Source organism: Neobacillus niacini (assembly GCF_023715415.1).
In the GTDB taxonomy this organism is placed as follows: domain Bacteria; phylum Bacillota; class Bacilli; order Bacillales; family Cytobacillaceae; genus Neobacillus; species Neobacillus niacini_C.
The window spans coordinates 322,085-347,182 of record NZ_JAMBOB010000007.1; the positions used below are offsets into that span (position 1 = coordinate 322,085).

At 39.6% G+C, this 25,098-nt stretch carries 27 protein-coding genes; 16 read left to right on the forward strand and 11 right to left on the reverse strand.

Going from position 1 to position 25,098, the window contains the following annotated elements; all coding sequences use genetic code 11:
* Positions 1-77: 77 nt before the first annotated feature.
* The 6 genes from M3189_RS18595 (at position 78) to M3189_RS18615 (ending at position 5,785) form a co-directional block, all read left to right on the forward strand.
* Complete coding sequence (locus tag M3189_RS18595; RefSeq protein WP_251636370.1) at positions 78-1,448, forward strand: glycosyltransferase family 2 protein; 1,371 nt, start codon at positions 78-80, stop codon at positions 1,446-1,448.
* A gap of 4 nt (positions 1,449-1,452) precedes the next feature.
* A complete protein-coding gene (locus M3189_RS18600) occupies positions 1,453-2,370 on the forward strand; it encodes a polysaccharide deacetylase family protein (RefSeq protein WP_251636372.1) in 918 nt (305 codons plus the stop codon).
* Positions 2,371-2,463: 93 nt separating this feature from the next.
* Complete coding sequence (locus M3189_RS18605) at positions 2,464-3,387, forward strand: GNAT family N-acetyltransferase (RefSeq protein WP_251636374.1); 924 nt, start codon at positions 2,464-2,466, stop codon at positions 3,385-3,387.
* A 616-nt stretch (positions 3,388-4,003) separates the two neighbouring features.
* Positions 4,004-4,147: an LPXTG cell wall anchor domain-containing protein gene (locus M3189_RS27205; RefSeq protein ID WP_353057440.1), complete on the forward strand. Its 144-nt coding sequence runs from the start codon at positions 4,004-4,006 to the stop codon at positions 4,145-4,147.
* Positions 4,148-4,434: 287 nt separating this feature from the next.
* Positions 4,435-5,244 (forward strand): sugar-phosphatase, encoded by an 810-nt coding sequence (yidA, locus tag M3189_RS18610; protein WP_251636376.1) that lies wholly within the window; start codon positions 4,435-4,437, stop codon positions 5,242-5,244.
* A gap of 172 nt (positions 5,245-5,416) precedes the next feature.
* Entirely contained in the window at positions 5,417-5,785 is a 369-nt protein-coding gene (locus M3189_RS18615) for a VOC family protein (RefSeq protein ID WP_251636385.1), read from the forward strand.
* 139 nt (positions 5,786-5,924) lie between these two features.
* Here M3189_RS18615 and M3189_RS18620 read toward each other — a convergent pair whose 3' ends face one another.
* From M3189_RS18620 to M3189_RS18630, 3 genes are all read right to left on the reverse strand, one after another.
* A complete protein-coding gene (locus tag M3189_RS18620) occupies positions 5,925-6,125 on the reverse strand; it encodes a hypothetical protein (protein ID WP_251636387.1) in 201 nt (66 codons plus the stop codon).
* A gap of 260 nt (positions 6,126-6,385) precedes the next feature.
* Entirely contained in the window at positions 6,386-7,312 is a 927-nt protein-coding gene (locus M3189_RS18625) for an IS3 family transposase (protein WP_251636474.1), read from the reverse strand.
* A complete protein-coding gene (locus tag M3189_RS18630) occupies positions 7,213-7,776 on the reverse strand; it encodes a helix-turn-helix domain-containing protein (protein ID WP_251632902.1) in 564 nt (187 codons plus the stop codon). The genes M3189_RS18625 and M3189_RS18630 overlap by 100 nt, the downstream gene beginning before the upstream one ends.
* A gap of 527 nt (positions 7,777-8,303) precedes the next feature.
* Here M3189_RS18630 and M3189_RS18635 point away from each other — a divergent pair.
* Positions 8,304-8,987 (forward strand): hypothetical protein, encoded by a 684-nt coding sequence (locus M3189_RS18635; protein WP_251636389.1) that lies wholly within the window; start codon positions 8,304-8,306, stop codon positions 8,985-8,987.
* 68 nt (positions 8,988-9,055) lie between these two features.
* Here M3189_RS18635 and M3189_RS18640 read toward each other — a convergent pair whose 3' ends face one another.
* Both M3189_RS18640 and M3189_RS18645 read right to left on the reverse strand, forming a co-directional pair.
* Positions 9,056-9,514: a CBO0543 family protein gene (locus tag M3189_RS18640; RefSeq protein WP_251636392.1), complete on the reverse strand. Its 459-nt coding sequence runs from the start codon at positions 9,512-9,514 to the stop codon at positions 9,056-9,058.
* Positions 9,504-10,007, reverse strand: coding sequence for a CBO0543 family protein (locus tag M3189_RS18645; protein ID WP_251636393.1), 504 nt, complete (start codon positions 10,005-10,007; stop codon positions 9,504-9,506). The genes M3189_RS18640 and M3189_RS18645 overlap by 11 nt, the downstream gene beginning before the upstream one ends.
* A 204-nt stretch (positions 10,008-10,211) precedes the next feature.
* Between M3189_RS18645 and M3189_RS27210 the strand changes: the two genes are divergently transcribed.
* From M3189_RS27210 to M3189_RS18660, 3 genes are all read left to right on the forward strand, one after another.
* The gene (locus tag M3189_RS27210; RefSeq protein ID WP_353057441.1) at positions 10,212-10,430 is read left to right on the forward strand and encodes a YjcZ family sporulation protein; all 219 of its coding nucleotides are present in this window, start codon (positions 10,212-10,214) and stop codon (positions 10,428-10,430) included.
* 270 nt (positions 10,431-10,700) lie between these two features.
* A complete protein-coding gene (locus tag M3189_RS18655) occupies positions 10,701-11,387 on the forward strand; it encodes a response regulator transcription factor (RefSeq protein ID WP_251636396.1) in 687 nt (228 codons plus the stop codon).
* Positions 11,362-13,437 (forward strand): sensor histidine kinase, encoded by a 2,076-nt coding sequence (locus tag M3189_RS18660; RefSeq protein WP_251636397.1) that lies wholly within the window; start codon positions 11,362-11,364, stop codon positions 13,435-13,437. Before M3189_RS18655 ends, M3189_RS18660 begins: the two co-directional genes overlap by 26 nt.
* Positions 13,438-13,664: 227 nt before the next feature.
* Here M3189_RS18660 and M3189_RS18665 read toward each other — a convergent pair whose 3' ends face one another.
* A complete protein-coding gene (locus tag M3189_RS18665; protein WP_251636399.1) occupies positions 13,665-14,381 on the reverse strand; it encodes a 3-ketoacyl-ACP reductase in 717 nt (238 codons plus the stop codon).
* A gap of 182 nt (positions 14,382-14,563) precedes the next feature.
* On the opposite strand from M3189_RS18665, the gene M3189_RS18670 reads away from it, so the two are divergent.
* Positions 14,564-15,388: an aldo/keto reductase gene (locus tag M3189_RS18670; RefSeq protein WP_251636402.1), complete on the forward strand. Its 825-nt coding sequence runs from the start codon at positions 14,564-14,566 to the stop codon at positions 15,386-15,388.
* A gap of 86 nt (positions 15,389-15,474) precedes the next feature.
* Here the strand turns inward: M3189_RS18670 and M3189_RS18675 are convergent, their stop codons facing one another.
* The gene (locus M3189_RS18675) at positions 15,475-15,954 is read right to left on the reverse strand and encodes a GNAT family N-acetyltransferase (RefSeq protein WP_251636403.1); all 480 of its coding nucleotides are present in this window, start codon (positions 15,952-15,954) and stop codon (positions 15,475-15,477) included.
* 190 nt (positions 15,955-16,144) lie between these two features.
* Between M3189_RS18675 and M3189_RS18680 the strand changes: the two genes are divergently transcribed.
* On the forward strand, positions 16,145-17,224 hold the full coding sequence (locus tag M3189_RS18680) for a hypothetical protein (RefSeq protein ID WP_251636405.1): 1,080 nt from the start codon (positions 16,145-16,147) through the stop codon (positions 17,222-17,224).
* A 4-nt stretch (positions 17,225-17,228) separates the two neighbouring features.
* Positions 17,229-17,942, forward strand: a complete 714-nt coding sequence (locus tag M3189_RS18685; protein ID WP_251636407.1) for a hypothetical protein — start codon at positions 17,229-17,231, stop codon at positions 17,940-17,942.
* Between the two features lie 417 nt (positions 17,943-18,359).
* On the opposite strand, the gene M3189_RS18690 is transcribed toward M3189_RS18685, so the two are convergent.
* Positions 18,360-18,647: an HNH endonuclease gene (locus M3189_RS18690; RefSeq protein ID WP_251636416.1), complete on the reverse strand. Its 288-nt coding sequence runs from the start codon at positions 18,645-18,647 to the stop codon at positions 18,360-18,362.
* Between the two features lie 153 nt (positions 18,648-18,800).
* Here M3189_RS18690 and hprK point away from each other — a divergent pair, with 153 nt between their 5' ends.
* Positions 18,801-19,724: an HPr(Ser) kinase/phosphatase gene (hprK, locus tag M3189_RS18695; protein ID WP_251636418.1), complete on the forward strand. Its 924-nt coding sequence runs from the start codon at positions 18,801-18,803 to the stop codon at positions 19,722-19,724.
* Positions 19,725-19,811: 87 nt separating this feature from the next.
* On the opposite strand, the gene M3189_RS18700 is transcribed toward hprK, so the two are convergent.
* Genes M3189_RS18700 through M3189_RS18710 form a run of 3 tightly spaced genes read right to left on the reverse strand, consistent with a single transcriptional unit; the run spans position 19,812 to position 23,783 of the window.
* Positions 19,812-20,921 (reverse strand): GerAB/ArcD/ProY family transporter, encoded by a 1,110-nt coding sequence (locus M3189_RS18700; RefSeq protein WP_251636421.1) that lies wholly within the window; start codon positions 20,919-20,921, stop codon positions 19,812-19,814.
* Between the two features lie 35 nt (positions 20,922-20,956).
* Positions 20,957-22,171, reverse strand: a complete 1,215-nt coding sequence (locus tag M3189_RS18705; RefSeq protein WP_251636423.1) for a Ger(x)C family spore germination protein — start codon at positions 22,169-22,171, stop codon at positions 20,957-20,959.
* On the reverse strand, positions 22,161-23,783 hold the full coding sequence (locus M3189_RS18710) for a spore germination protein (protein WP_435368101.1): 1,623 nt from the start codon (positions 23,781-23,783) through the stop codon (positions 22,161-22,163). Before M3189_RS18710 ends, M3189_RS18705 begins: the two co-directional genes overlap by 11 nt.
* Before the next feature lie 127 nt (positions 23,784-23,910).
* Between M3189_RS18710 and M3189_RS18715 the strand changes: the two genes are divergently transcribed.
* Positions 23,911-24,132: a hypothetical protein gene (locus M3189_RS18715; protein ID WP_251636426.1), complete on the forward strand. Its 222-nt coding sequence runs from the start codon at positions 23,911-23,913 to the stop codon at positions 24,130-24,132.
* Between the two features lie 128 nt (positions 24,133-24,260).
* Positions 24,261-24,908 (forward strand): cupin domain-containing protein, encoded by a 648-nt coding sequence (locus M3189_RS18720; RefSeq protein WP_251636428.1) that lies wholly within the window; start codon positions 24,261-24,263, stop codon positions 24,906-24,908.
* The last annotated feature ends 190 nt before the right edge of the window (positions 24,909-25,098 follow it).

Consider the following 25,098-nt stretch of genomic DNA (forward strand, 5'->3'; position numbering starts at 1 on the left):
GAATGAGAGCACAAAAAACTCCCAGACTCTTTATTATACTTCGCAAGACCCTTTCGAAAAAGTTGGAGGAAGATTCTATGATGTTAACAATCACGATGACGCTATTCTGCCTTTTTATTGTATTCCATACCCTCTATATTTTTATTCCACTTTATACAAGCAGAGCGCAAAAGAGAGATTATCCAACAAAAGAGAAGGGAATTAGCATTTTGATTCCTGCCTATAACGAGACACTTGTAATTGAAAACTGTCTGATGGGTATTCTCCATGTGAATTACACGGATTTAGAGATTCTGTTTATCAATGATGGCTCCACCGATGACACACTTGAAACTTTGCATAAACACCTTAATCTTGCGAAAACCTCAAGGCCAAAAGAGGGAGTGCTGAAACATGGAGAGGTAAGGGAGGTTTACCAGTCGGAAATCTATCCTTATATTTGGGTGGTGGATAAAGAAAATGGCGGAAAGGCCGATGCACTAAATGCTGGAATCGATTTTGCCAAGAATGAAATCGTGATTACGCTTGATGCAGATAGCATTCTTGAGCCTAATTCATTAAACGAAATGAACCTGACGTTTACCGATGAGTCTGTCGTAGCGGCTGGTGGATTGGTGAACATTGTCCAAGGATTTAAACGCAGTGGGCAGAAATTAATTCCTTGTTTTAAACTGCCTGGCCTGATTCGCTATCAAGTCGTTCAATATTTGAGCGCGTTTTATTTACATAAAACCACCCAATCAAGGATTGGCTCGATGACGGTCATCGCTGGGGCATTTGGAGCTTTTCGAAGAAATATATTGATTCAAGCAAAAGGCTACCGAAAAACGGTGGGCGAAGATATGGACATTACCCTCAGAATCCAAGAATTAATCGGGACTGTTTTAAAAGGAAAACGGATTGTTTTTGTGCCTGAAGCCTTTTGCTATACGGAATGTCCTGCAAGCTTCAAGAATTTATACAGGCAGCGAATCCGTTGGCAAAAAGCGTTTATCGACTGCGTCATTACCTACCGAAAGTCATTTTATCGAAAAATGAATTTCAAGGTATCCACTTATTTATTAGTAGATTCTTTTTTACTCGGAACGGTGTCTGCTTATCCAACCCTAATGGTTCCCATTATCGTTCTTGCCACGATGAGCCACTTGAAACTATCCCTCATTCTCTTACTTATGTCGATTGTATTGGCCATTATGCAGGATATTGCTACGCTGTTAGTTTCCAGAAGATTTGGGCATTTTTATAGTTTAAGAGACTTTATTACATTGATTGTATTTCTTCCGGTTGAAGTGATTTTCTATCGAATCACAGGATTGTTTTTTGTAACGATTGGAACCATCCTCTATTTCTTTGATAAAGATGGATGGAGCCGTTCAGAGCGAATTGGGGAGCCAATTATGCTTGATATCGGGGTAAAAGCAAGTGTTAAAGATACACTCGGGGGGTAAGGAAATGAAGAAATATGCGGTCTCCAATCTATTATTTACCGTCTTTTTCTTAGCTATTTTCGGCCCTCTTTGTTATCTACTTTACGATTATGTTCTCAACTTCGCTCTGCCGCCTGTGGCAGCCAAACAGTCATTAAGTGATATGAACACAGCTCTTCTAACGGTTAATCGTGATTTTTCTTCTGCTCCGGAGTATGCCGACAACGTACCGGTCCTCATGTATCACCAAATTATTCCGGAGAGCCAGTTGAAAAAACATCATTTTACAGAAGATGGCGATATCAATGAAATGGTCTTGACGCTCGAAGAGTTTACCAAGCAAATGGACTATTTGAAGGATGAAAATTATACGGTTTTATCGTTAAAAGAGTTTGAAGGGTTTATGACCAACCAGAAAAAGGTTCCAGCCAAAAGTGTACTAATTACATTTGATGATGGCTTTAAGAACGTGTTTGAATTTGCGTATCCTGTTTTGAAAAAGCATGGTTTTTATGCTGTTGATTTCATCATTACGGGACTCATTACAAATCGAACCGTTGACTATGACTCTGCCTTTCTCCAATATGCCAGTATTGAGGAATTGAAAGAAGCCAGTGATGTCTTTGATTATGGAAACCATACACATTCCTTTCACGATAGGAATGATGATGGAGTGTCGTATGTAGAAGCCTATGATCGGGCGAAAGTAAAAGAAAATCTTATCAAAGCCAATGAATGGATCGGTCATTCAATGGCCTTTGCCGCACCCTATGGAGAGTACACGACAACTACCTTAGATATTCTAAAAGAATTGAATATTAAAATGGGCTTTACCGTAGAGCCGGGATACGTAAATCCATCCCAGCATATACTCGAAATCCCTCGGTACGCCATCTATCCGTTTTATACAGTGAATGATTTTGAGTATATTCTTGAACATTAGTGTGTCCATGGGGACGGTTCTTGTGGTCACAGCTAACTAAAAAGACCATGAGAACCGTCCCCGCGGTTCCAGGATTAAGGGAGAGAGAACTAGATGGAAAAAGAACAAAATTTTATGATTAAACATCCAACAGTAGAAGATGCCCAAGCTATTACGGATTTGGTGGCATTGTGTGATATCGAGGACATCGGGGAACCGGATATTAACTTGTCCGATGTACTGGATATGTGGAATTCTATTCCCATTGAAACTGATGCATGGATTGCCGTTTCGGCGACGAATGAAATCCTTGGGTATGGTTTTGTTGAGGTAACAGGGGCTAACAGAATGGATACTTGCGTATTTGTCCACCCACAGTCTAAAAATCAGGGGATTGGTTCGCTTTTATTAAAGAAGGTGGAGGAGCGGGCCAATGCCCTAGCGAAAGGGAAAGCTGGTAAGCAAACGTTAATGATCCAACTTTCTTTTTCCAATACTGCTGCTAGAAAATTGGTTGAGGATAGGGGATATCAATTTAGCAGGCTATATGAACGAATGAAAATTCAGTTAGAAGAGCAGCCAAATCAGCAGCCATTACCAGAGGGGATAACGTTACGAACTTTTCAACCCGATCAAGATGAAGAAGCAATATTCACGATTTATGATGAAACTTTCCAGGATACATGGGGATACACCAAGAAAGACTTTACCACATGGATTACTCAAAAAAAGGGAGACGGTTATGATCCAAGTCTTTGGTTTCTTGTATGGAAGGATTCTATGCCTGTTGGATTCCTCATGAGCAGGATGCAGGAGGATGGATTATTTATTGATTTAGTGGGCGTAAAGCGTGAATATAGAAAGCATGGAATCGGTAGAGCGTTGCTGCTGCATACCTTTGAGACCGCTTACCAGCTTAATCAAAAAACGATTCTTTTGTATGTCGACAGCGATAGCCTAACTAATGCTAATCGTTTATATCAACAAGTGGGAATGAGGACACATTCGCAGACAGCGGTTTATATGAAGGAGCTTTGATTTCCAGTGAGACGGTCCTGATGGCTTTTTAACGTAGTGTTTATGGTGACCGAAAGCTTTATAACAAGAAGTAAGAGATTTTTCATCGACATGATATTTCCAAGAAAACAGGTAAAAGTTCTTTTTTCAAAAGGGTTTAGGGAACTTTTAATCAAACGTCTAGATGGTATTCAAAATAATAGAAGTTTGTCAGGTTGTATCGTTTGTTAGTTTCTATTGTCAGTTTTGGAGAGCCATCAAAAATGTTATACCTTTTTTCCGACAAGTTCCTCTCTTAATATTATGCAAAAACTCATATATCAAAGTGTTCTTGCGCTATTTAATCAAACGTTTGATTAGTAGAATTCAAGTTAACTAAACGTTTGTTTAAAATTGCATTACGTTTTGTTAATGAAGCGTTTGTTTGTTTTGTGCACTAAGAAAATTGTCGAGTAATGATTTAGTGTTAACGGGTTATTTGGGCTATTAAAACACTGTAATGGAAGGGGTTTCTTGCACATGGATGAGATCCTTCCTTTAATTTGATTAGATACAAATGCTCATGTGAAGGAACAGTTCTACACATATTATTTAACTTAATAATAACAGCTTTCTCAAATTTCCAGACTGGGAAACTGTGGGTGTCCATGAAACAACCGGACAGACGGGTAACAATCTTCCGAATACAGCTTCTAACCTCTATAATGGGTTGGCTGCAGGATTCACATTAGTCGCATTTGGTCTTGCCCTGCTCCTTACTAGAAGGGCAAAAAATGCATAATTAACTAGAAACTCCCTTTTGCAATTTTGGCAAAAGGGAGTTTTTTAATTGGTCTTCTATTATTCCCGCAATGTAAATAGAGGAAGCAATTCTCATTTTTTAAATCTGATTTTTTGTATTACTTTAGATGATTTCCCAATAACCAATCTGGATTATTAATTTGGCTTCTTGTAGTATAGAAGGGAAGCGAGGAACCGGAGGGACGGTTCTTGTGGTCATGTTTTTGTTTAAATGACCGGGAGAACCGTCCCCATGGACACCCTGGATACAGAACAGGAGGAGCAGAGTTGTATAAATTAATCGCTATCGATATAGATGGAACGCTGATGAATGATCGAAAGGAAATTACTAAGGAAGTAAATGATGCCATTCAAGCTGCTAAGGCTAAAGGTGTGAAGGTGGTAATATGTACGGGGAGGCCAATTGTTGGTGTTCAATCGATTATTGAGGAATTGAAGTTAAACGACGAAGAGGACTTTGTGATTACCTTTAATGGTGCTCTTGTGCAAAATACATACACCAAGGATGTAGAATCCCAAATTACCTTAAACTATGAAAACTTAAAGGAACTATATGAATTAAGTCTTAAGCTTCATTCTCCGTTCCAGTTCTTTGATACAGAAAATCTTTATACACCAAATAAAGAGATAAGTCGGTACACCATTCATGAAGCTCATATCAATCAAATTCCTATCCATTATCGGCCAATTGATGAAGTGCAAAAGGACATGCTGATTCCGAAGGTCATGTTTATTGATGAACCGGAACGTTTAGATACGACCATTGCAAACATACCTGAATCATTCTGGGATAAATATACGTTTGTTAAAAGTACTCCGTTCTTCCTGGAAATCCTTGACCCAAGTGTCAGCAAAGGAAATGCAGTAAGACTACTTGCCGAAAAACTTTCGATTAAGCAGGAAGAGGTCATCTGTATCGGCGATGGCGAAAATGATTTAAGTATGGTTGAGTATGCTGGATGTGGAGTGGCAATGGCCAATGCAGTATCAGTTGTGAAAGAAGTGGCTCAATTCCATACATTGTCCAATAATGAGAATGGTGTGGCCTATGCTATTGAGAAATTAGTGCTGGGGTGAACCGTGTGGACGGTTCTGCTGGTCTTTTTTTCTTCGGGTTTCTTAGTAGATAAGAATTTTTAGCTGGGGCAGCGATCACGAAAAAATGTAGTCGGCGGTTAGTATTTGGTAGTAAATTGGGTGATTCGTAGGAACCGTCCCTATGGCACTTTTACATTAGGAGGAATGCATTATGAAAATGGAACATGTGGGGATTATGGTTAAGGATATGGACGAGTCTTTGGCGTTCTATCAAAACATCCTCGGTTTAGAGTTAAGAAATAGAGAGTGGTTAAATGACAGTATTGAGCTTGCTTTTTTATTTTTTCCAGAGCAGCCGAGTGTTGAGGTTGAACTTATCTACGGAGGTCCGGTTGAAAACGAAGGAATCGTGAATCACTTGGCTTTTACGGTTGAAAACATTGAAGCGGAGCTCGTACGCTTTAAAGAAGCGGGTGTCAAATTAGTAGATGAAGAACCTCGAAGCATTTTAAACGGTACAGTCCAAATTGCCTTTTTCGAAGGTCCGAATGGTGAAAAGCTAGAATTAGTAGAAAGATAAGTGAAAAAGACTGTGAAGACCGTGGGGACGGTTCTTGTGTTTATCGCTAATGATAAGTACCACAAGAACCCTCCACGTTGAACGTGTTGAGCGAAAAAGCCACTGTTTCAGAATTTGAAACCAGTGGCTTTTCCTGTTATTAAAATTTTTTATTTAATTTCATTCCAAAAGTTAAGATTTCATAATTATTTTTAAGAATGAATCCATAATTCTTCTTATGGTCGATTACGATATCTCCATCTAGATGGCTAATCACCAATGGGTCGATTAGGATGGTAATGGCTTCGACTTTAAATATTTCTTCATCATTTATCTGCTCAACCTGAGCAAGTTCGTACATATACGTGGCCCCTCAGCCAGTAGTTCGGATTTGATTGAGTTTAACAGTTGAATTTTCTCCCAGCACATTTATAAGCTGTTGCTTTGCGTCTATAGTAAGAGTAACTTTCATTTTTTCACCTCAATTTAATAATACCCTTTCCTTATCAAATTAATCGAGGAATTAGTACTCAGGACGTGACCGTGGGAAATGTTTTTGTGGTCTTTGTGAAAAAAAAAGACCGGGAGAATGATGTGACCCCCGAAAGTTAGAGTTTTATTTTAAGCAGCCAATTGGCTGGTATGGGTACGGTATTGAACCGGGCTCATGCCTGCCAATTTTTGCTTTATGCGCTCGTTATTATAATAATAGATATACTCTTCAATTCGCTTTTTTAACTCCTCAAAAGAGCACCTTGGTTCCCCATGATACATTTCTTGTTTTAGTAACCCGAAAAAGTTCTCCATGGGAGAATTATCTAGACAGTTTCCTTTACGTGACATACTCTGGAATACCTTATTTTTCTTGAGCGTTTTCACCCATTTATTATGTTGATAGTGCCACCCTTGATCAGAATGTATAGTTGTTCTATACTTTGAATCTCTTACTATTTCTAATGCTTCCTCAAGGGGAGTGAGAGCTAGTTCTAAGGTTGGACGCTTCCCTATCCCGAACGATAGAATTTCTCCATTAAACATATCCATAATTGGATTTAGATACAGTTTTACTCCATCTGAACACTTGAACTCAGTAATATCTGTGGTTAATTTTTGGTGACACACATTTGTTTTAAAACGGCGATTGATAAGGTTCTTGGCAACAGTTCCAATTGAACCCTTATATGAACTGAACTTGCGTGATTTTAATCTGAATTTATCACCTTTGAGTCCGAGTTTTTTCATGATGCGCTGCACCTTCTTATGATTCACTTCAACCCCACGGTTTTGCAATTCTAGTTGAATACGACGATAACCATAATTTCCGTTATGTTTTTGGAAAATGGATTGAATAAGTTTCTCTAGATCAAGGTCCGGATTCTCCTTATTCATTATTTTTATATGATAATGATAGGAGGATTCGGGAATGCCGACTATTTGTAAAACATCTTTTAGTTTGAAGGTTTCTTTGAGTTCGAATGATAACGCTGCTTGTGCTTTTCGAGATAGCCCTTCGGATCCATCTGAAAAGCTCGCAACTTTTTTAAGTATTCTACCTCTAAACGCAGAAGCTCGTTCTCTCGTTCCAATTTTTGTTCGTATGCCATTTCGCTCTGTTTTACTTGTTTTCCTTTTATACTCTTAGCTTTATCAGTCATGGGCGGTCGTCCTTTCGGTCTTTCCAGGCCTTCGCTCCCATCCTCTGAAAATGCTTTTTTCCATAAGGATATAATTGTAGGGTTTGTTAGCCCAAAGTGAAGGGCTGCATCAGTTTCTGAAGAACCTGTTCTTTTTATAAAGCTTAATACATCGAGCTTTAATTGAACAGGATAAGTTTCAGGATGCTTCTTACTCGTTATCCCTTTCTGACCGAACTTCTCATAAACTTTCACCCATCGGTCAATGGATGATTTCGCCTTAATCCCATGTTTCTTGGCGAGTGCTCTATATCCTAGTTTTCCTTCCAAATATTCTCTTACCACCAAAAGTTTAAATTCATCACTATATTTGCCCATAAAAAACACCCCAAAAGTCAGAATTTCACTCTAACTTTTGGGGGTCAGTACAGAACCGTCCCTTTGGTCACAAGGATTTACTAATTTTTCCACATCTGATGCATTTACTAGTGTAATAGCTGTACTTATGTCGTCTGCGAAAGAAACAAAGGATGGATTTGAATTTCAAATAAAACACTCCCTTTGAATGATTAAGCTGGTAATTCAGCCAATGTATAGTATCTTGTTAGAACTGTGACCTTGCGTCTCTATCTATTCTATTAATGATTTAATAGTAACATTTACGTGACTATTCTGAAAGTAAAAAATTTTCAGGATTCGCCTATTGAATCAACGTTATGTTCCCCTCTCTAAGCTGGTTTATAAGTCCACGAAAATTGGTGGTTTAGTTCAATGGAGATGCGGGTATTAAAAAAGAGATTAGAAATTTCTGCACTGTAACTATTGGACTATTTTTAAGAAAATAGGGAACATTTCCAATTTTAAAACGTTTATATAGTAGAGATGATTTTGGGAGGTAATGAAAGATGAAGCAGGGTTTAATTTTGATTACTTTTTTGATGTTAATGGCTGCATGTTCTTCTGAGGATGTTTCTCAGAGAAAGGTAGATACTACCGATGAATTATCTCCACAAACGATTACCTTGGAACCAACTCAGTTGATTACTGAAAATGAATGGATAGAGAGTAATCAAGATATTCAACTGATAAGCAGTGAAAATAATAGCAATGTCGAAACGCAAAGTTTACTTACTTCTGAGACGGTAAAAGTAGAGGAAAATGAAATTCAAACCCTATCACCTGAACCCCTAGTGGATGAAAAGCAAGAAATTTATGATGAGGATTTTATAATAATCGGAGAAGAGAAATATATTAATTTGATGGAAGATGAAAAATTTCAAGATTGGACAAATGTCGCGGAGAAACATGGGGCAGCACTTTATGCGATTCCGTATTCTGATGTTTTTGCGATTGTGAAAGAGGAAGAGGTGCTCGTCGGTATGAGTACGGGGGTTGCGAGTGCTACGCAAAACCATATCGATATTCTATGTGATTTGATGGCAGACAAAGGGGAATCTGCAGAGAAACTTATCAAAAGTATCAATCTCGTGGCTCAAACGGGAGAAAGCATTCAATTGATAGGACCGCAAGAATTTGGCGATGACTATTCAATCGAAAAACAAGATGAATGGATTGTTGTTTCCTGGTAATGTGACCGTGGGGACGGTTCTAGTGGTCTCACTAAACATAGAAAAGACCATGAGAACCGCCCTCATGGTCACCCCTTGAAGAACCAGACACAGAATAGACGTCCTAGATATAACGCAAGACCTATTGTAATCCAACTGATATACCATTCCCAGTGTAGGTAGGTGATGAGGTCGGTGTATTTTTCGATTATCACTTCAGCGATAGTTAAAACGGTGCTAAATCCAACGTAATACCCCCATTGAATAAGCGTACTTCGATGGTTGGGATACCAGACATTAAAGGCGGCGCATATAACTGGAAAAGCATAATACTCAAACGTGAAGCTCGTACGGTTGACCGTAGGAAAAAATCTAACAGGATATTCAAGCAGTCCCCACTCTACGACCACTAAACCTGTAAGAAACGTAATGACCTGTTGGGCCAAAAAAGCCACTACCGCAAGTCGAAGTTTATTTTTAGGTATGAAAAAAAGAATTCCTGTTGCCAATACATACACAGATAGTAGAATCCACCATTCAATTCTCATTGGTTTCCCACCGCTCCGCATGAAAAAGGGATTTGTCCTTATAGAACCAATTACAGCAGACTTTGCTTACGTAAAAGAGAAACCCCATGTAAATCCACATTCCATACCACTTCAAGAATTCATATTCTATTAAATCTGTATATCTTTCGATAACAATATCAAACAAAGCGCTGCCAGAAATCCAAACAAGAAAATAGGTAAATCTCGACCATAGACTGCCCTTTACTGGTCTATGTACGTAAAATATCGCAAACAATACCGGGTAAAAAAAATAATCGATGGTAAGAGGGAGATCCGTCGCTTTTGGTAACTCTCGTATAGGTGCCCTTAATAAATCAAATTTAAAAGCAGGCATATCGCAAAGCCAAATGATGCCTTGAAATAGTAAGAATGCCAAGAATCCCTTGCGACGATCTTTGCGTGGAATAAACAGAATCAAGCCAACAAAGCCAAAAAGCCACATGGCAACCAGAATTAAATGCTCCATCAGCATGTTCAGAACCCCTATCCGGTTTATTATTCATTATGCATAAAGTATTTTCCATTTTCTCAAATCATATTCAATCCTGAGTAAGACCCTCTTTTTTCAGGAGGGTCTTTTCTATAATCATCCGCCATCTACTTCGTTCCTAACATCATGCACCCATATTTTTTTATCTAGACGGGCTCAAATTTCCTTTGGCGTGTATATGATATCGTGTATTGGCTTATCAGCTCTACGCAAATGAAAGGAAGTGTTACGATGGATAATATGATTCCGTCCTATACTATGGGGGCTAATGTACTACCCCAGGCTCAAATGCATTACGGCTATGGTTCTCCATGTGTTCAAACACGTGGTTGCGATCCTTTTATCATTATAATCGTGTTGTTTATTTTATTAATCATTATTGGTGCATTTGCTTTCTGTGATTAATCTGGCGGACCTATTACGGTCTCCTTAAAAGAAGGATACGAAAAATGGGGGAGACGAATAAAGCCGTCTCCCTTCGATTTTTTTGTCTGAAATCAATTAGTTAAACCATTAGGATTAAGAGGCTGGCACTAGCGTCAGTCTCTTTTCTATGGAGCGAAATTGTGTCCAGGCTTTCTTTAAAGCTAAGAAAATCTTAAGATTTACATATAGCGTTTGTTAAGATTTGATGGGTATGATGATTTTAGAAGCAAAAAAGGGGAGATAGGATTCATGAACGTATTGGTTTGTGATGATGATAAGGCGATTGTGGATGCAATTGGGATTTATTTGGAAAATGAAGGGTATCGAGTATTTAAGGCTTTTGACGGCATGGAGGCCATCGACATCATTGATCAACAGGAGATTCATCTTATTATCATGGATATCATGATGCCAAGGATGGATGGAATTCGGGCCACCATGAAGATTCGAGAGGATAATAAAATTCCAGTGATCATGCTTTCGGCCAAATCTGAGGATTACGACAAAATTTTAGGATTAAATATTGGAGCGGATGACTATATCACCAAGCCGTTTAATCCATTAGAGCTCATCGCCAGAGTGAAGTCACAGCTGCGGAGATATACCACTTTTGGAGGGCTTGAAACCAAGAGTCATGTTTATCAAACGGGGGGACTTATGGTTGATGATGAAAGTAAAACAATCACCGTCGATGGTGAAGCGGTACACCTTACACCGGTACAGTATAAGATTGTAAAGCTTTTGACAGCTAACGCTGGAAGGGTTTTTTCCATCGAGGAAATTTATGAGAAGGTATGGAATGAAGCGGCGTTTAGCCCGGAAAATACAGTGACCGTACATATCAGAAAAATTAGAGAGAAAATCGAGATCAATCCGAAAGAGCCAAAATATTTGAAGGTGGTGTGGGGAGTTGGATATAAAGTGGAAAAAATATAGTCACTCGATTACAACAAAAATCATTGTTTTTATGATCATGATTACCTGTTTTACAGGTGTCGTCAAAGCATTTGTAGATGTTGAGGTAGTTAATGATGGCAATCTTGGTATCGTTTTTGAAGAAGACTATTTTTTAAGTAAGGCATATGTGCAGGAAACGGAGAGGATTGTTAGCAATCTAACGAGACTGCTTGGGGAGTATAAGAGTGAGGAACATATACTAAATGGCGGGAGTATAACGGAGGAAGAAGTTAGAGCCGAAGTGGAGCCCTTATATTTCGATTTTTCGTCTCAATCCAAAAGTTACAATCCAAATGCTAGTGAAGCGGAAAACTATGAAAAGTTTAAATCCGAATATGCCGATAAAATCGAGCAGGTGAAGGATAGGCTAATAAAGAGTGATTTAAGAGAATACCATTTACTATTGCAGAGCCTAGAAGAGGTTAAGGCACCACTTTATTATGCAAGTGATGGTGTGAATGAGTATACCAATACAACGACAGGAAGAGAAATGTTTGAAACGTATCCTTCCTATATGATGTTTGAGGAATATAAAAGAGAGATCTATCCAAAAGAAATAAGAGAGAATGAACATTTCTATTGGATTACAGACAGAATAGATGAGTTGGATCAGGAAAACCATGTTGTTTCGGTTGCTTTTACAAAGGAATTTTTAAATGAAAAAATAGAAGAATGGAAAGAAAATAAAGTCATTATTAAGGCTGTTTTTTATAGATTATTAGCGTTCTTAGCAGGATTTATCCTTTCGTTTGTGTATCTTGTGCTCGTGATCGGCAGAAAATCATTAAAGGATAAAGAGTTGCATATGCATGCAGTTGATAGATTGTATGTTGATTTGACTATCCTGCTAGGTATAGGCTTAGTGTGTTTTTGGGTGATTTTGTTAGAGGAGTTCGCTTCCCCTAACATCGAAAACATGGTGATTCCGATTACGGTCCCGTTTGCGGCAGCAGTATTTCTGCTGATTCTATCGCTCGTGAAGCATTTCAAGAATAAAACCTTCTTCACGCATACGTTGATTTATCGAATATTCTATAGGCTCTTTCAATTTATTAAAAATGTTTATGATAGCGGAAATGTTGGGGTCAAGACGGTATTGATTGTCATCGGGTATCCGTTATTGGTTGCGGCAACGTTTTTTATGTTCCCGGTAACCTTGGGTCTGGCCGCATGGGTTGCTTTTAAGAGAGTCAAGTCATTCCAGGCGATTAAAGAAGGGGTAGAGAGGATAAAAGATGGAGATATTCATCATAGCATCGATGTTGGCGGAAAGGGAGAGTTCGCAAAACTTGCGGCTAATATCAATAGCATCACCGATGGGTTGAATAAGGCCGTTGATAGCGAACTGAAAAGTGAGCGGTTAAAAACCGAGCTCATCACCAACGTATCTCATGATATCAGGACACCACTCACTTCGATTATTACCTATGTTGATTTATTGAAAAAAGAAGAGCTTTCATCAAAAGCAGAGGAATATGTCGAAGTACTGGATCAAAAATCGAAAAGGTTAAAGATTCTGACCGATGATTTATTTGAAGCGGCTAAGGCCTCCAGCGGAAGTATTCCAGTTCAATTGGAGCGTATCGATATTGTCTCCTTAATCACACAAGGGCTTGGCGAGGTCGGTGATAAAATTGAAGACTCTGGTTTAGCTTTTAAGTTCAATTATCCTAAGGAAAAGGTATATGTAGCAGCTGATGGGAAATTGCTCTGGAGGTCCATCGAGAACGTCTTATCCAATATTTTTAAATATGCGCTACAAGGGTCACGGGTGTACATTGATGTCGAAGATTTGGGAGCCGAAGTACTACTCACCTTCAAGAACATTTCTGCTTACGAGTTAAATATTTCAGCAAACGAACTAATGGAGCGTTTTAAAAGAGGCGACGAATCCAGAACCAGTCAAGGCAGCGGACTAGGACTATCCATCGCTGAAAGCCTCATCGACATCCAAAAAGGTAAATTCACCATCCAAGTCGACGGAGACTTGTTTAAGTCAATTATCTCTCTACCAAAAGACCATGGGTGACCGTGGGGACGGTTCGAGACTACTGAAAAAGTCGTTAATTTAAACAATGAACATGAATTTTCATCAGTATATAATAAATACAAGAAGGCAGTTATCTACATATAGTAGGTAATTGCCTTCTTGTTTTTCAAAAATGGACTTTTTCAGTGATCTCGGACGGTTCTTGTGGTCCTATTTGGTACTTGAGAACCATCCCTATGGTCACCTATGGTTATTTGGTCACATGGTTATGGATTCGTTGACCAAAGTCCGGCTGTTTTTAGGACGACTCTTGGGTGAAGTTTTAATCCTGAGACGATTAGGTCGGCTAGATCTTCTGGGTGCATTACTTTTTCTGGATTTCCCGTAATTAGATTTGTGTTATAAGCTAGGTCCGTGGCTACTGTGCTTGGTGTTAATGCTGTGACACGGATATTATGTTTTCTTACTTCTAGCATGAGCGATTCTGTCAGCCCGAGGACAGCGAATTTGGATGCACTATATGCGCTTGTAACCGGAGCACCTTTTTGCCCTGCCGAGGATGAGATATTGACAATATCACCGGATTTCCGTTCGATCATTCCCGGTAAGACCGCTCTTGTAACATTGTAAACACCCATTACGTTCACGCGGATAATGTTTTCCCATTCTTCAGGGGATAATTCTAAAAAGCCGCCAAATTTAGCAATCCCTGCGTTGTTAATTAAAATATCTATCGACTCTAGGTCCGATTGTATATGCTCTATCGCATGTTGAACGGACGTTAAATCCGCTACATCGGCGGTGGCTGCAGATACGTTGATATCAAATGGTGCTAGTTCAGCTGCCACTTTTTCCAGATTGGTCATATTTAAGCCAATTAAACCAAGATTAACGCCTTCTTTGGCTAAAGCAATTGCCGTAGCACGGCCAATTCCTCTGCCTGCTCCAGTGATAATCGCGTTTTTTCCTTTTAAAGAAATCATCTTTACACTCCCTATGATTCATTAATAATCCAATATATGTATTCTCTCCCTATTTTTCAAAATCATATCCCCATTAAGTGAAAGTTGTACGATGAATAAAAAGGCAAAAAATGGTGCATATAATAACAGGTATGATACGATTACAGGGATAAATACATATAGGTTGTAAAGGAGAATGTAGCATGAATTTTGTCACTTTAAATAATGGCGTGAAAATGCCGCAGCTGGGATTTGGTGTTTGGCAGGTTCCCGATGATCAAGCGACAGAGGCAGTAGCGATTGCACTAAAAGTGGGTTACACCTCTATTGATACAGCGATGATTTATAAAAATGAAAAGGGCGTGGGAAGGGCAATCGCTGAGTCCTCCGTTCCTCGTGAAGAGTTATTTATTACAACGAAAGTTTGGAATAGTGACCAAGGCTACGATAAAACCTTACGTGCCTTTGATGAAAGCTTGGATAGACTTGGCCTTGATTATGTGGATTTATATTTGATTCACTGGCCAACACCTAACTATGATGAATATGTTGATACCTATAAGGCTCTAGAAAAGCTTTATCATGATGGCCGAGTGAAGGCAATTGGGGTTTGTAATTTTGAAATTGAACATTTAGAGCGAATTTTAAAAGAATGTGAAGTCGTGCCGGTCTTGAATCAAGTGGAGTGTCATCCATACCTTGCTCAAAATGAGTTAAAAGAGTTTTGTGCCAAGCATAATATCTTTTTAGAGGCCTGGAGCCCGCTTGAACAGGGAGGCGAGGTGCTGCAAGACGAAGTCATTCAAGGAATTGCTGCAGCCCATAGCAAAACTCCAGCACAAGTGGTGCTGCGCTGGCATCTACAAAACAACACCATCGTCATTCCGAAATCTGTAACACCATCAAGAATCGAAGAAAACTTTAACGTATTTGATTTCGAACTGTCTGCGAATGAAATCGTCCAAATCAATAAACTTAATCGCAATCGACGAAAAGGATCACATCCAAACGACATGAATGTTCGATGACTCGTGTCCGTGGGGACGGTTCTGCTGGTCCGCTGAGGTTAAGAGGAAGGGAGAGGAGCAATTATGCCCCTCTCCCTTTGTTGTTTTCAAGTCTGCTGTAATGGGTTCTTACTTTTAAGAGAAAAGATTAATTCATCTTCAACAGCGGTTATTACTTTGCCGGTATCTTTAAAACCTACGGATACATACAGTTGTTTTGCTATTTTATTTTCAGGAACAAAGGTTATAAATATCTCGTCACACTTAAATTGTATACCCATTTCTTTTATGACTAATAGTAAGGCTTGCTTCCCATAACCATTTCCTTGAAACTTGTAATCAATCATAATTCTGCAAATTTCATAGCCAGAAAGTTCGTCCGAATACCCATACATAGTAAAGCCTATGGGCGTATCATTTTGGTAAATGGCTTTCGCTGTCCAATTCTCTTCCATACTGGCCTGTGCCAAGGATAAACAGTTTGAGGCAATGGTCTTTTCGAAGACTCTGTTTCGTTGGTCTTCTGCACTGCTAAGTCTGATAATGTCAATCCAGTTTTCTTTAGTCACATCTTTTAATATAATCATTTCATTTCCCTCTAATCCACAGATTATTACTCTCTTAATACATTCTCCTTTTGCTGCAAATATCCTTTTTTGGACCGTGGGGACGGTTCTCGTGGTCCATCTCAATGTGACCAAGAGAACCGTCCCCATGGACACAATTGTCGAAGTCTGCGAGGAAGTGTAGTAAAATGGAAATAAGTAGTTTAATAGGATGAAATGGATGGTGAGTGCAAGTTTGGTCACCGAATTGCTAACGAAGCTTGAAGTAGAAAAGGATCAATGGATTTACGATGCAATTAAGCGCTTTGATGGTGAAACGTATGCGGAGAATCTTGAGCTAAGTACAACTGAAGAGCGAATTCTAGAGATTAAAAACAGCGAGCATAGCATGTACCAACAGAAGAAGCTCGACCTCGAACGGATGGAGCTGGAGCTGAACACGCTGGAAGAAGACGTGGAGGAAAATCAGCGAAGTCTCGAGGATTTGGAGCCGACGCTTGATGTTTTGCAAAAGGAGCTTGCGGCTTACGAGAGTGGAGCTAAGTCCTTAGATGAAATTCAGTTTGAGAAGTTCCGGTGTGGATTGGATGACCAGTTTACTTTTGATAAAAAGGATCAGGTGGTTTTTAAGGAGCGGAGGATTTCCAAGTTGATGGGAAGCTATCAGTTGGTTGAGAGTGACATGCTTGATTTTTATCAAAGGCAGCTCGCCGAGGCTTGGCTGTTGTTGACAAGGAGCATTGAAACAATCGCTTCTGCCGTCAAGTTCGATTTTGTTACCAACCCGCCGGTAGTGGAAGTAGATTTGAAGCATGGCAGGGGCCTTGATCAATATTTAAAGCCAGGGAATTTTGAAGAGGATTATTGGATTGCGCTTGGAACGTTAGAATGGAATAACAGTATTGTCTATGAGTATTATCTTAGCCAGATTAACCAGTTTCAGAGAAATGCGAAAGAAGAATTGATGCAGCTATGGGATCGTAAGCATGAGCAAAAACGTTTAGCAGATGAAAAGGTACTAGAGCTGCAGGTAAAGAATCGGCAAATGAAAGAGCGTATGGTAGAGCTTAAAAATCAGGTAGGTAGAGCGAAGCCGGAATGGGAACAGGGTTTGCTGCGACCTAAGCTGCTGGAGGATATTTTAAAAGAAGAGTTTGTGAGAGCTGTTTCAGGCTGGCAGGAGAAGTTGTTAGCACGGGATGCTTCTGATGAGGAACGTTGGGCGTATCACCAGTACAGCCAAATAATTTTAAAGCAAGCGGAGAGGATTATTGGAAATGAAACCTTCTAATACCATGGATGAGAAATATACTGAGGCCATTCAATCATTGAAAAAAATCAACAACGAACTTTTCTATGATGACCTGAAGAAGCTGATGAAGGACCGGGAAGAAACGATTTCGGAACTGAATGGAGAAGTCTATGAAACGATTGAAACGATGAAGAAATCGATGGACAATTTCCCTGTAAAGGTGAGCGAGCAGTTAAAGGAAACACTCATCACCCCACAGACGGAGATGTTTGGCCGCGGGATGGAACTGTTCAATGAGAATATCCTCGTGCTGGAAAAGAAGATTGCCTTTTGGCACCAGCAATATCAGGAGTATTTGGAAAGAACGGAAAAGCTGTTAGCGGATGCGAAAGGGTTTCAGCCGGAGGATCGCAATTTTATCGTTGGGGAAACGGATAAAATCGTGAAAAGTATACTGGATCTTCAGGTTCAGTTGAGTGAGCAGACTTCCGCTCTGAATGTGAAATATGAAGTGGTGAGTGATCGGCTAGGTGTGATTTTACACGAGATTGCTTCCGCTGAATCCAGGTACAAGGTGGAAATCGAGCAGTTGCGTGATGAGGTTATGCAAATTCGACAAGGTGTTCAGAAAGAGTTGAAGCTAAGTGTCGAGCGTGGTGTAAGAAGAGAAGGTCAGTTGAAAAAATGGCTGATTGGGCTTGGCATTGGACAAGGTGTATCGGTTTTGTTGATGATGTTGTTTTTTCTATTGAAGTAATTTATTTTCCCAAGCCAGGCTGCCTGCCTGGCATATTGTGTTTGTAGGGATAATAAATTTGGGTTAAAAATGGATTTTTATTAGTAGGATAAATAAGAGTTTTTTTGAATATATTCAGTGGATATTACTATTTTTTACATTGATTTTAAAAAGAAAGGAACGAATAAGCAATCCATAGGGGGCTATTATTATGAATGAATATGGTTATGAGAAAAGTGAGCGGACTCGCAAGGTAGAATCCTCTATTAAAAAAGGAATCTCGTTCGGAACATGCTTGGCTATCGTTATATCCTATACTGCATGGAAGTCAATCCCTTGGGCGATCTTCCACGGACTTTTGAGTTGGGTGTATGTTATCTATTATTGGGCCAAGTATGTCTAGACGCTTTAAAATCCACCTTCTAGCTTATCAAAAGTCTAACGCTTCCGTTTCCGGTCGTTAGACTTTTTGATTTTCATTAGTTTGGTGGAAGGCTGTTTGCGTATCCATTTAATGAAGCTTGAAAGTTGGGCATCAAGTTTTAGCTCTGGAATGGTTGTTAAACGTGCAGCGATTTCGGCGTTTGTATATAGGGCATGAATCTGCTTGTGGCAGGGGATACACAAATTTGCCTTTGCCCCAAATGTCCCACCCATCTCTTTCGGCAGCAGATGGTGAACCGTTGTCTCCACATCCTCACGCTCACAAAGCTCACATGTACCCATTCTGATGCCTCCTGACCTATTTAATCATTATTTGCAGTTTTCCTCCTATTAATTCAGGAATCGCATAGACTAGTGTTTTCCTAAATGGATGACGTTTCCAATGAACTTCAGTATAATCTTAGTAATAAAAGACAAATAGGACGTGAGTAAAGGTTGAAAAAAGTAACAGTAGAGAGCTTGGTTCAAAGGTTTTCATTGAAGATATTGGCTGGGGAAGAACAGTTGCAAGAAGCCATTACACAATCACAGGTGCATCGACCGGGACTGGAATTTGTAGGACACTTTGACTTTTTTCCTACAGAGAGAATTCAGATTCTAGGAAAAAAGGAAATCACCTATTTACATAAGTTAAGTAAAGATGAACGGAAAATTCGAATTGGAAATATTGTTCACTATCATCCGCCCTGTTTTATTGTAACCGCTGGTGAGGAAGGGCTAACTTATTTAATTCACCATTGCACCGAGCAGGGGATTCCCTTGTTAGTGACAAGTCAGCCTGAGACCACTTCCGAGTTTATCACGAGAATCGATGCATTTTTGGTGAAAGAACTGGCGCCAGAAATGACCGTTCATGGGGTTTGTATGAATGTGTCTGGTATTGGAATCTTACTGCGTGGTCATTCGGGGGTAGGAAAAAGCGAGACGGCCCACACACTCATTCGCCGTGGACACCGGCTTGTTTCGGATGATGTCGTGGTCCTAAAGAAGCTGAGTACGCAAACCATTCTGGGGACACATGATGGAAAGACGAGGGAGTTTTTGGCTCTCCGTAGTATTGGATTGTTAAATGTGGTCCGGTTATATGGTCGGAAGGCTTTCCAGGATGAAACACGAATTTCCCTTGATATCCATTTGACAAAGTGGGAGAAGGACGCCTTATACAATGACCTAGAACAGGAATATCATTACACCGACTATATGGGAGTGAAAATCCCGACAATGGAAATCCAACTTCAGCCTGGCCGTGACGTGGCAGGGCTAATCGAAGCAGCCGCAAACAACTGGTACCTAAAGCAGCAAGGATATAGCGCCGTCGAAGAGTTCATGAGCAGAGTTGAGGCTGAAATCAAAGGATGACCGTGTGTCCGTGGGGACGGTTCTTCGTAGTTACTTGAATAGGTGTCTCACTATATTTTGACCAGTACTCAAGTGAAAAAAAGACCATCAGAACCCTCCCCCAGGTCCCCCCTTCCGGTTTTTTAGAAAGGCTATTCCTAAGAGTAGTAAGGGAATAACCATAAGGAAGAACGGGTGCAAATAGGTTGTAATAAATTTTAACCCTTCCTTTAAATGTTCAGCATAGCTGCTTGCGATTGTAACAGACATGAACAAAATAACCATCCCCATTGGATATGTTAACTTTGAAGGTTCTTTTATCTTAAATATGACCGCAGTGCTTGCAACGGCTGCATAAAAATAGATGCTTACTTTAAAATAAATACAGATGACGGTAGATATCATAAAAAAAACATCAAGACGTTCCAAAAATTCTGCCACTTGTATACTTTGAATGGTACTTAAAAGCGGAAATTGCGAGCGGGCAGTAAGGTCAACACCTAACACACCAATGTTAATCGCCATGGTAATGGCAAGATTAATTCCGCTTAGTCCTATTGCAAAAAGCCCTATTTTTTTCCCTTTTTTTTTGTTTGTTAAATAGGGGAAAATCATTGAAAAAACGATTGCTTCACCGAATGGAAAATATAGGGATTGAGTTAAAACTACTCTCGCTATAGGTGAAATGCCTTGCTCTAGTATCGGTTTTAAATTATTCATATCAATGAGCCCAGAGAATAGAATTAGAATAAAACCAGTAATAGCAAGGAAATAGATAAAAAAGAAAAATAATTCTCCTGTCCTTGCCACAACCTCAATACCTTTTCTAATAGCATAAATAATAACCAGCATCAATAAAGCATTTACAATAAATAAGGGAGTTTCAAGGTAGGCAAAGGTCAGGAGCATTTCTCCAAAATCGCGAAGTACCCTGGCTGCCGAATACATAAACAAAATAATATAACAAAAGGCAAGGAATGTACCTAGTATTTTTCCAAGCAGCTTTTGCATATATTCCGGGGGGGTTAACTCTGGATAATAAAGAAATAAGCGGTAATTTATCCAGAATAAGAATAGACCTCCAAACATTCCAACCAGTATGGCCATCCAGGCGTCTTGTTTGGCATCACTTGCCAAAGGTACCAAAATCGCACTGCCGAGCTCAAATAACATGATTAGGACAAAAAGCTGGTATAAGCTTATTTTTGCCTTTTCCACGCTTTTGTCACATCCTTTTCATCCTTTTTAACTTATTACTTATTAACTTGGTGGGGGATGTTACGTAATCCTGTTCGACGAATAAAGGCATCAACTACGATATCTGCTTTAGCTTCTGGAAAATAAACATCATTCCATTCAGACTTCATTTTTTTCCAAGCTTCAGGATTTGAGCGATGAAGAGCGTCTCCAAAACCAAAAATATCTGACTTATTTTTTTTGGCCTGCTTTAAAGCCATCGTAATCTCTTTTTTTATTTTCTTTTCTATTTCTTTTTCTATTTTTAAAAGAACATCAGGATTATTAAGGTCTGTGGACACACTTGCCTCACCAATATTTCCCTCCGCCTGCACCTCGATTGAAACGCGAGGCTTTCCTTTTTCCATTTTTACCATTACATTTGTTTTTTGTCTGATTAATTCATATATTATAGCTTCGTCTTTTCCTTCCCACTTTACACCAAATGCAGATGCATTTAATTTGTCGAGGAGGATTACAGATCCTCTTGCTGTCTCACCATCAATCCACCCGGTTAACTTCCCATTTTTAAATATCGCAAGACTCCCTGCGTAAAGCGATGAAGAGGGTTCTGTTTCCTGAGTATTCTCCATCTTTTTCCCTTTATCTACATCTCCGCTTAAACGAAAACCCGAAACAGCCAGTTCCTTACCAGGCGAGACAAGCATCTTTACCGCATCTTGCATATTAACAGTGATATTTTCTCCCCATGTCTTTTCAGTGAATTTTAACGTTTTGATTATTTTATTTGATGGGATTTTATCGATTGCTGTTAACACTTTAACAATGTCGGAAGCTTTCGATCCCTGGGCGATCACAATGATTGCAGTACTCCGGAATTGCGCATCACGTTCAAGGGGATCGAGAATAGTACTGATTGATTCTTCTTTTGCAAGATCCTCACCGATGACAACTAAATTTGTATGAGCATAATAAAGTCTTCTTGATAATTTACGGGATGCCCTTCTGCTTAACTCAACAATACTATCTCCCGTTCCGGTTATAACGGAAACGGGAGGTCCCTGACTCCCGCCGCCGCCTTGCAAACCGCCTGCGACGTTACCTGGATTGATAATTTGCATCGTGCCAACATATCTGCCTTCTTCGTTCTTGTCTATTCCTAAGGCAGCAACAATAGCCAAGTCGGTTAATTCCTTTTTGCTCCAACAACCTGATAAAAGGAGGATATTACCTAAAATTACTAAGAAAAACAAAAATTTTTTAATTTTCATCCTGGTCACCTTTTTCTAGAACAGAGTTGACCATCCCCCTGCCTTCAGGAGGTGAGGGTTTCTGATGATCGCCTACCCGATTCGAGTTATCACTGCTAATAAGTGCTGGTCGCTTTTTTTGTGCCCAAAGTGGCAAACGGATAATTGTATCGCCCATGTTAGCCAGGATAAGGGGGGCCATTGGCGTTAAATAAGGTACGCCAAAAGACCGAAGGCTGCATAAATGTATGGCTAGAATGATGATACCCAAGATGATTCCGTAAAAACCAAAAGTTGCAGCTGCGAACATAAATCCAAAGCGAATGAGACGTGCAGAGATGGCCACTGCAAAAGCAGGAGTTGCAAAGTTGGCAATGGCCGTAATCGCTACAACTATGACCATAGCAGGGGAAACAATTCCTGCTTGTACGGCTGCTTGACCGATAACCAGTGCACCAACAATTGAAATCGCTGAGCCTACCGCTCTAGGCATCCTTATTCCTGCTTCACGGAGGATTTCAAAAGCAACTTCCATAATCAGTGCTTCGACCAATGCCGGAAAAGGAACTGCTTCCCTCTGGGCAGCGATTGCAACTAGCAGCTGTGTTGGAATCATCTCCTGGTGAAAGGTTGTCACGGCAATATAAGCAGCTGGTGCAATAATCGAGATAAAGAATATTAAAATCCTTAAAAATCTTAGTGCAGTTGCAATATCAGCGCGGCCATAATAATCTTCTACCGACTGAAAAAATTGGATAAAAACAGCCGGTGCGATTAGGACAAATGGCGTTCCATTCACAATGATGGCGACCCTGCCTTCTAGGAGATTACCGGCAACCATATCTGGCCTTTCCGTATGATAGAGAGTTGGAAAAGTAGTAAATGCCTGGTCTTCGATAAGCTGCTCAATATAACCTGATTCAAGAATACTGTCAATTTCAATTCTTTTTAATCGATTCCGGACTTCCTCGACAATTTCATCCTTTGCTATGCCTTTTATATACATAATGGAAACATCAGTTTTCGTGACGCTGCCAATCTTCATATTTTCCAGCCATAAATTAGGATTTTGAATTCGTTTGCGAATTAAAGAGGTATTGGTACGAATGTTTTCAGTGAACCCATCTCGCGGACCTCGGACGGTTACTTGGCTCCCCGGTTCTTCAATGGAACGCTGCTCTCCGCCTCTTGTACTGGCACTAAGTGCTTTTTGTGCACCATCAACCAGGATAATACTTTCACCAGACATTAAGGACAGGTACAAGTTGTCCCAATCCGTAATTTCTTTTACATCCCCAAGCGCTACTACCTTTTCAAAAAGGATTTCAAAAATGGGCCTGCTGCTCGGAACAGTACTTTTATTAATAATCGATTCAATCAAAAAGTCGTTAATGGCCTTACTATCTGAAATCCCTTCGACAAAGACAACTGCTACATCGGGACCTTTGCCATCCTTAAGCTGCAATTTTCGGATGACTATATCAATGCTATTCCCTGTTTTTTCTTTAATGTAATTTATCTGATCTTGTAATGAGCTATGGATGGCTTTCGATAACTGGTCGTTTTGTTGCTGGGCATTTTTCTTTTGCAGTTTTAACTTTTTCATTTTTCTGGATAGGGAAAATAGAGACATTGTCACTAAACCTTTCCTGGTTTTTTATTATTTTCCACTAATAAAGAAAAGGTATTCATATTTTTCTAAAAAGTACCAGCACACTTCCATAAGAAAAGAGGAAACATACTTACAAAGGATGATAAAAATGAAAATAATCAGTATTACATTAGTGATGCTCGCAACATTAATCGGTTGTTCCTTCGGAATAGACCTCTTGTTAGGATTTGAAATGAAAACTGCCTGGCGTAATGCCGTAAGCCCGTTTCGAGTAATGGAAATCCCAGAATACTTTGTCTTTATGTTTCTAATCGCCATTTATTTACTAAAGAAACTATTTAGTTTGGTTAAAAAAAGAGTAAGCATGTGACCATGGGTGGTGACCATGGGGACGGTTCTTGTGGTCATTGCTAACAAATATGACCATTAGAACCGTCCCCAAGGAGTGTGCATAAATTAGTTTGTAGCAAAAATTTATAGAAGAAGGAAGGAAATTAAATGGCTACGAACTTGGACTATTCCTCATCCTCGGCACAATTCACTTTTGATATAAATACAAGCCCTGTAATGAGAAAGGATAATCAGAACTACATTAATGTTTTAGGTATCAACCAACTTAATACGCTCGAAAATGTGTCTTTACTTGATATTTTTCTAAGCGCAAATAACGTGATAGAACCACATTATCACCAGAATGCTGCTGAGCTCGTTTACTGCATTGCTGGTGCTGCGGTTGTATCGATCTTGAATCCATTTACCAAGCAAATTCAAAATTATCCGATTACCCCTGGTCAAGTAGCGAACGTTCCTCATGGTTGGTGGCACTACGAGGTGGCGACTGTTGATAACACACACCTTTTAGCGATTTTTAATGCACCTACCCCTGAAGTCATTCTAGGATCAGATATCTTAAAGTTGACACCCTCTGATATAATGGCCCACGCCTATTGCCTCGATGAAAACCAGTGGAAAGAAGCAATTAAACCAGTTGAACCTTCCACTTTTATAGGTCCACCAAAATCCTGCGAAAGAAGGAATAGAAGAATAGATGCACAGTATTTAAACAACTACCATAATACTGGATATTCTGCACCGGCTTATTATCAACCAAATTATCAATATGCTACTTGGCCGCAATATTATTGAGATGATGCGACCATGTGACCATGGGGACGGTTCTTGTGGTCAGTGCTAACACATTTGCCCATAAGAAGAACGAAATCGCTCCGCGATGGCTCTTTGGAAAATTCCTTATCCCTAAAAATGAATAAAAATAAAAAAGTATGTCTATCGTAGTATTGTTCAATCGCCAAACCAAACAATCTACGGAAGGACA

Excerpts from the sequence above, each read along its gene's own strand:
- M3189_RS18670 (WP_251636402.1), top strand. The coding sequence starts at position 14,564 with ATGAATTTTGTCACTTTAAATAATGGCGTGAAAATGCCGCAGCTGGGA.
- M3189_RS18620 (WP_251636387.1), bottom strand. The coding sequence starts at position 6,125 with ATGTACGAACTTGCTCAGGTTGAGCAGATAAATGATGAAGAAATATTT.
- M3189_RS18630 (WP_251632902.1), bottom strand. The coding sequence starts at position 7,776 with ATGGGCAAATATAGTGATGAATTTAAACTTTTGGTGGTAAGAGAATAT.
- M3189_RS18715 (WP_251636426.1), top strand. The coding sequence starts at position 23,911 with ATGAAAATAATCAGTATTACATTAGTGATGCTCGCAACATTAATCGGT.
- M3189_RS18720 (WP_251636428.1), top strand. The coding sequence starts at position 24,261 with ATGGCTACGAACTTGGACTATTCCTCATCCTCGGCACAATTCACTTTT.
- M3189_RS18655 (WP_251636396.1), top strand. The coding sequence starts at position 10,701 with ATGAACGTATTGGTTTGTGATGATGATAAGGCGATTGTGGATGCAATT.
- M3189_RS18635 (WP_251636389.1), top strand. The coding sequence starts at position 8,304 with ATGAAGCAGGGTTTAATTTTGATTACTTTTTTGATGTTAATGGCTGCA.
- M3189_RS18685 (WP_251636407.1), top strand. The coding sequence starts at position 17,229 with ATGGATGAGAAATATACTGAGGCCATTCAATCATTGAAAAAAATCAAC.
- M3189_RS18605 (WP_251636374.1), top strand. The coding sequence starts at position 2,464 with ATGGAAAAAGAACAAAATTTTATGATTAAACATCCAACAGTAGAAGAT.
- M3189_RS18645 (WP_251636393.1), bottom strand. The coding sequence starts at position 10,007 with ATGCTGATGGAGCATTTAATTCTGGTTGCCATGTGGCTTTTTGGCTTT.
- M3189_RS18640 (WP_251636392.1), bottom strand. The coding sequence starts at position 9,514 with ATGAGAATTGAATGGTGGATTCTACTATCTGTGTATGTATTGGCAACA.
- M3189_RS18675 (WP_251636403.1), bottom strand. The coding sequence starts at position 15,954 with ATGATTATATTAAAAGATGTGACTAAAGAAAACTGGATTGACATTATC.
- M3189_RS18680 (WP_251636405.1), top strand. The coding sequence starts at position 16,145 with ATGAAATGGATGGTGAGTGCAAGTTTGGTCACCGAATTGCTAACGAAG.
- M3189_RS18665 (WP_251636399.1), bottom strand. The coding sequence starts at position 14,381 with ATGATTTCTTTAAAAGGAAAAAACGCGATTATCACTGGAGCAGGCAGA.
- M3189_RS18690 (WP_251636416.1), bottom strand. The coding sequence starts at position 18,647 with ATGGGTACATGTGAGCTTTGTGAGCGTGAGGATGTGGAGACAACGGTT.
- M3189_RS18600 (WP_251636372.1), top strand. The coding sequence starts at position 1,453 with ATGAAGAAATATGCGGTCTCCAATCTATTATTTACCGTCTTTTTCTTA.
- M3189_RS18615 (WP_251636385.1), top strand. The coding sequence starts at position 5,417 with ATGAAAATGGAACATGTGGGGATTATGGTTAAGGATATGGACGAGTCT.
- M3189_RS18595 (WP_251636370.1), top strand. The coding sequence starts at position 78 with ATGATGTTAACAATCACGATGACGCTATTCTGCCTTTTTATTGTATTC.
- M3189_RS18710 (WP_435368101.1), bottom strand. The coding sequence starts at position 23,783 with ATGTCTCTATTTTCCCTATCCAGAAAAATGAAAAAGTTAAAACTGCAA.
- M3189_RS18705 (WP_251636423.1), bottom strand. The coding sequence starts at position 22,171 with ATGAAAATTAAAAAATTTTTGTTTTTCTTAGTAATTTTAGGTAATATC.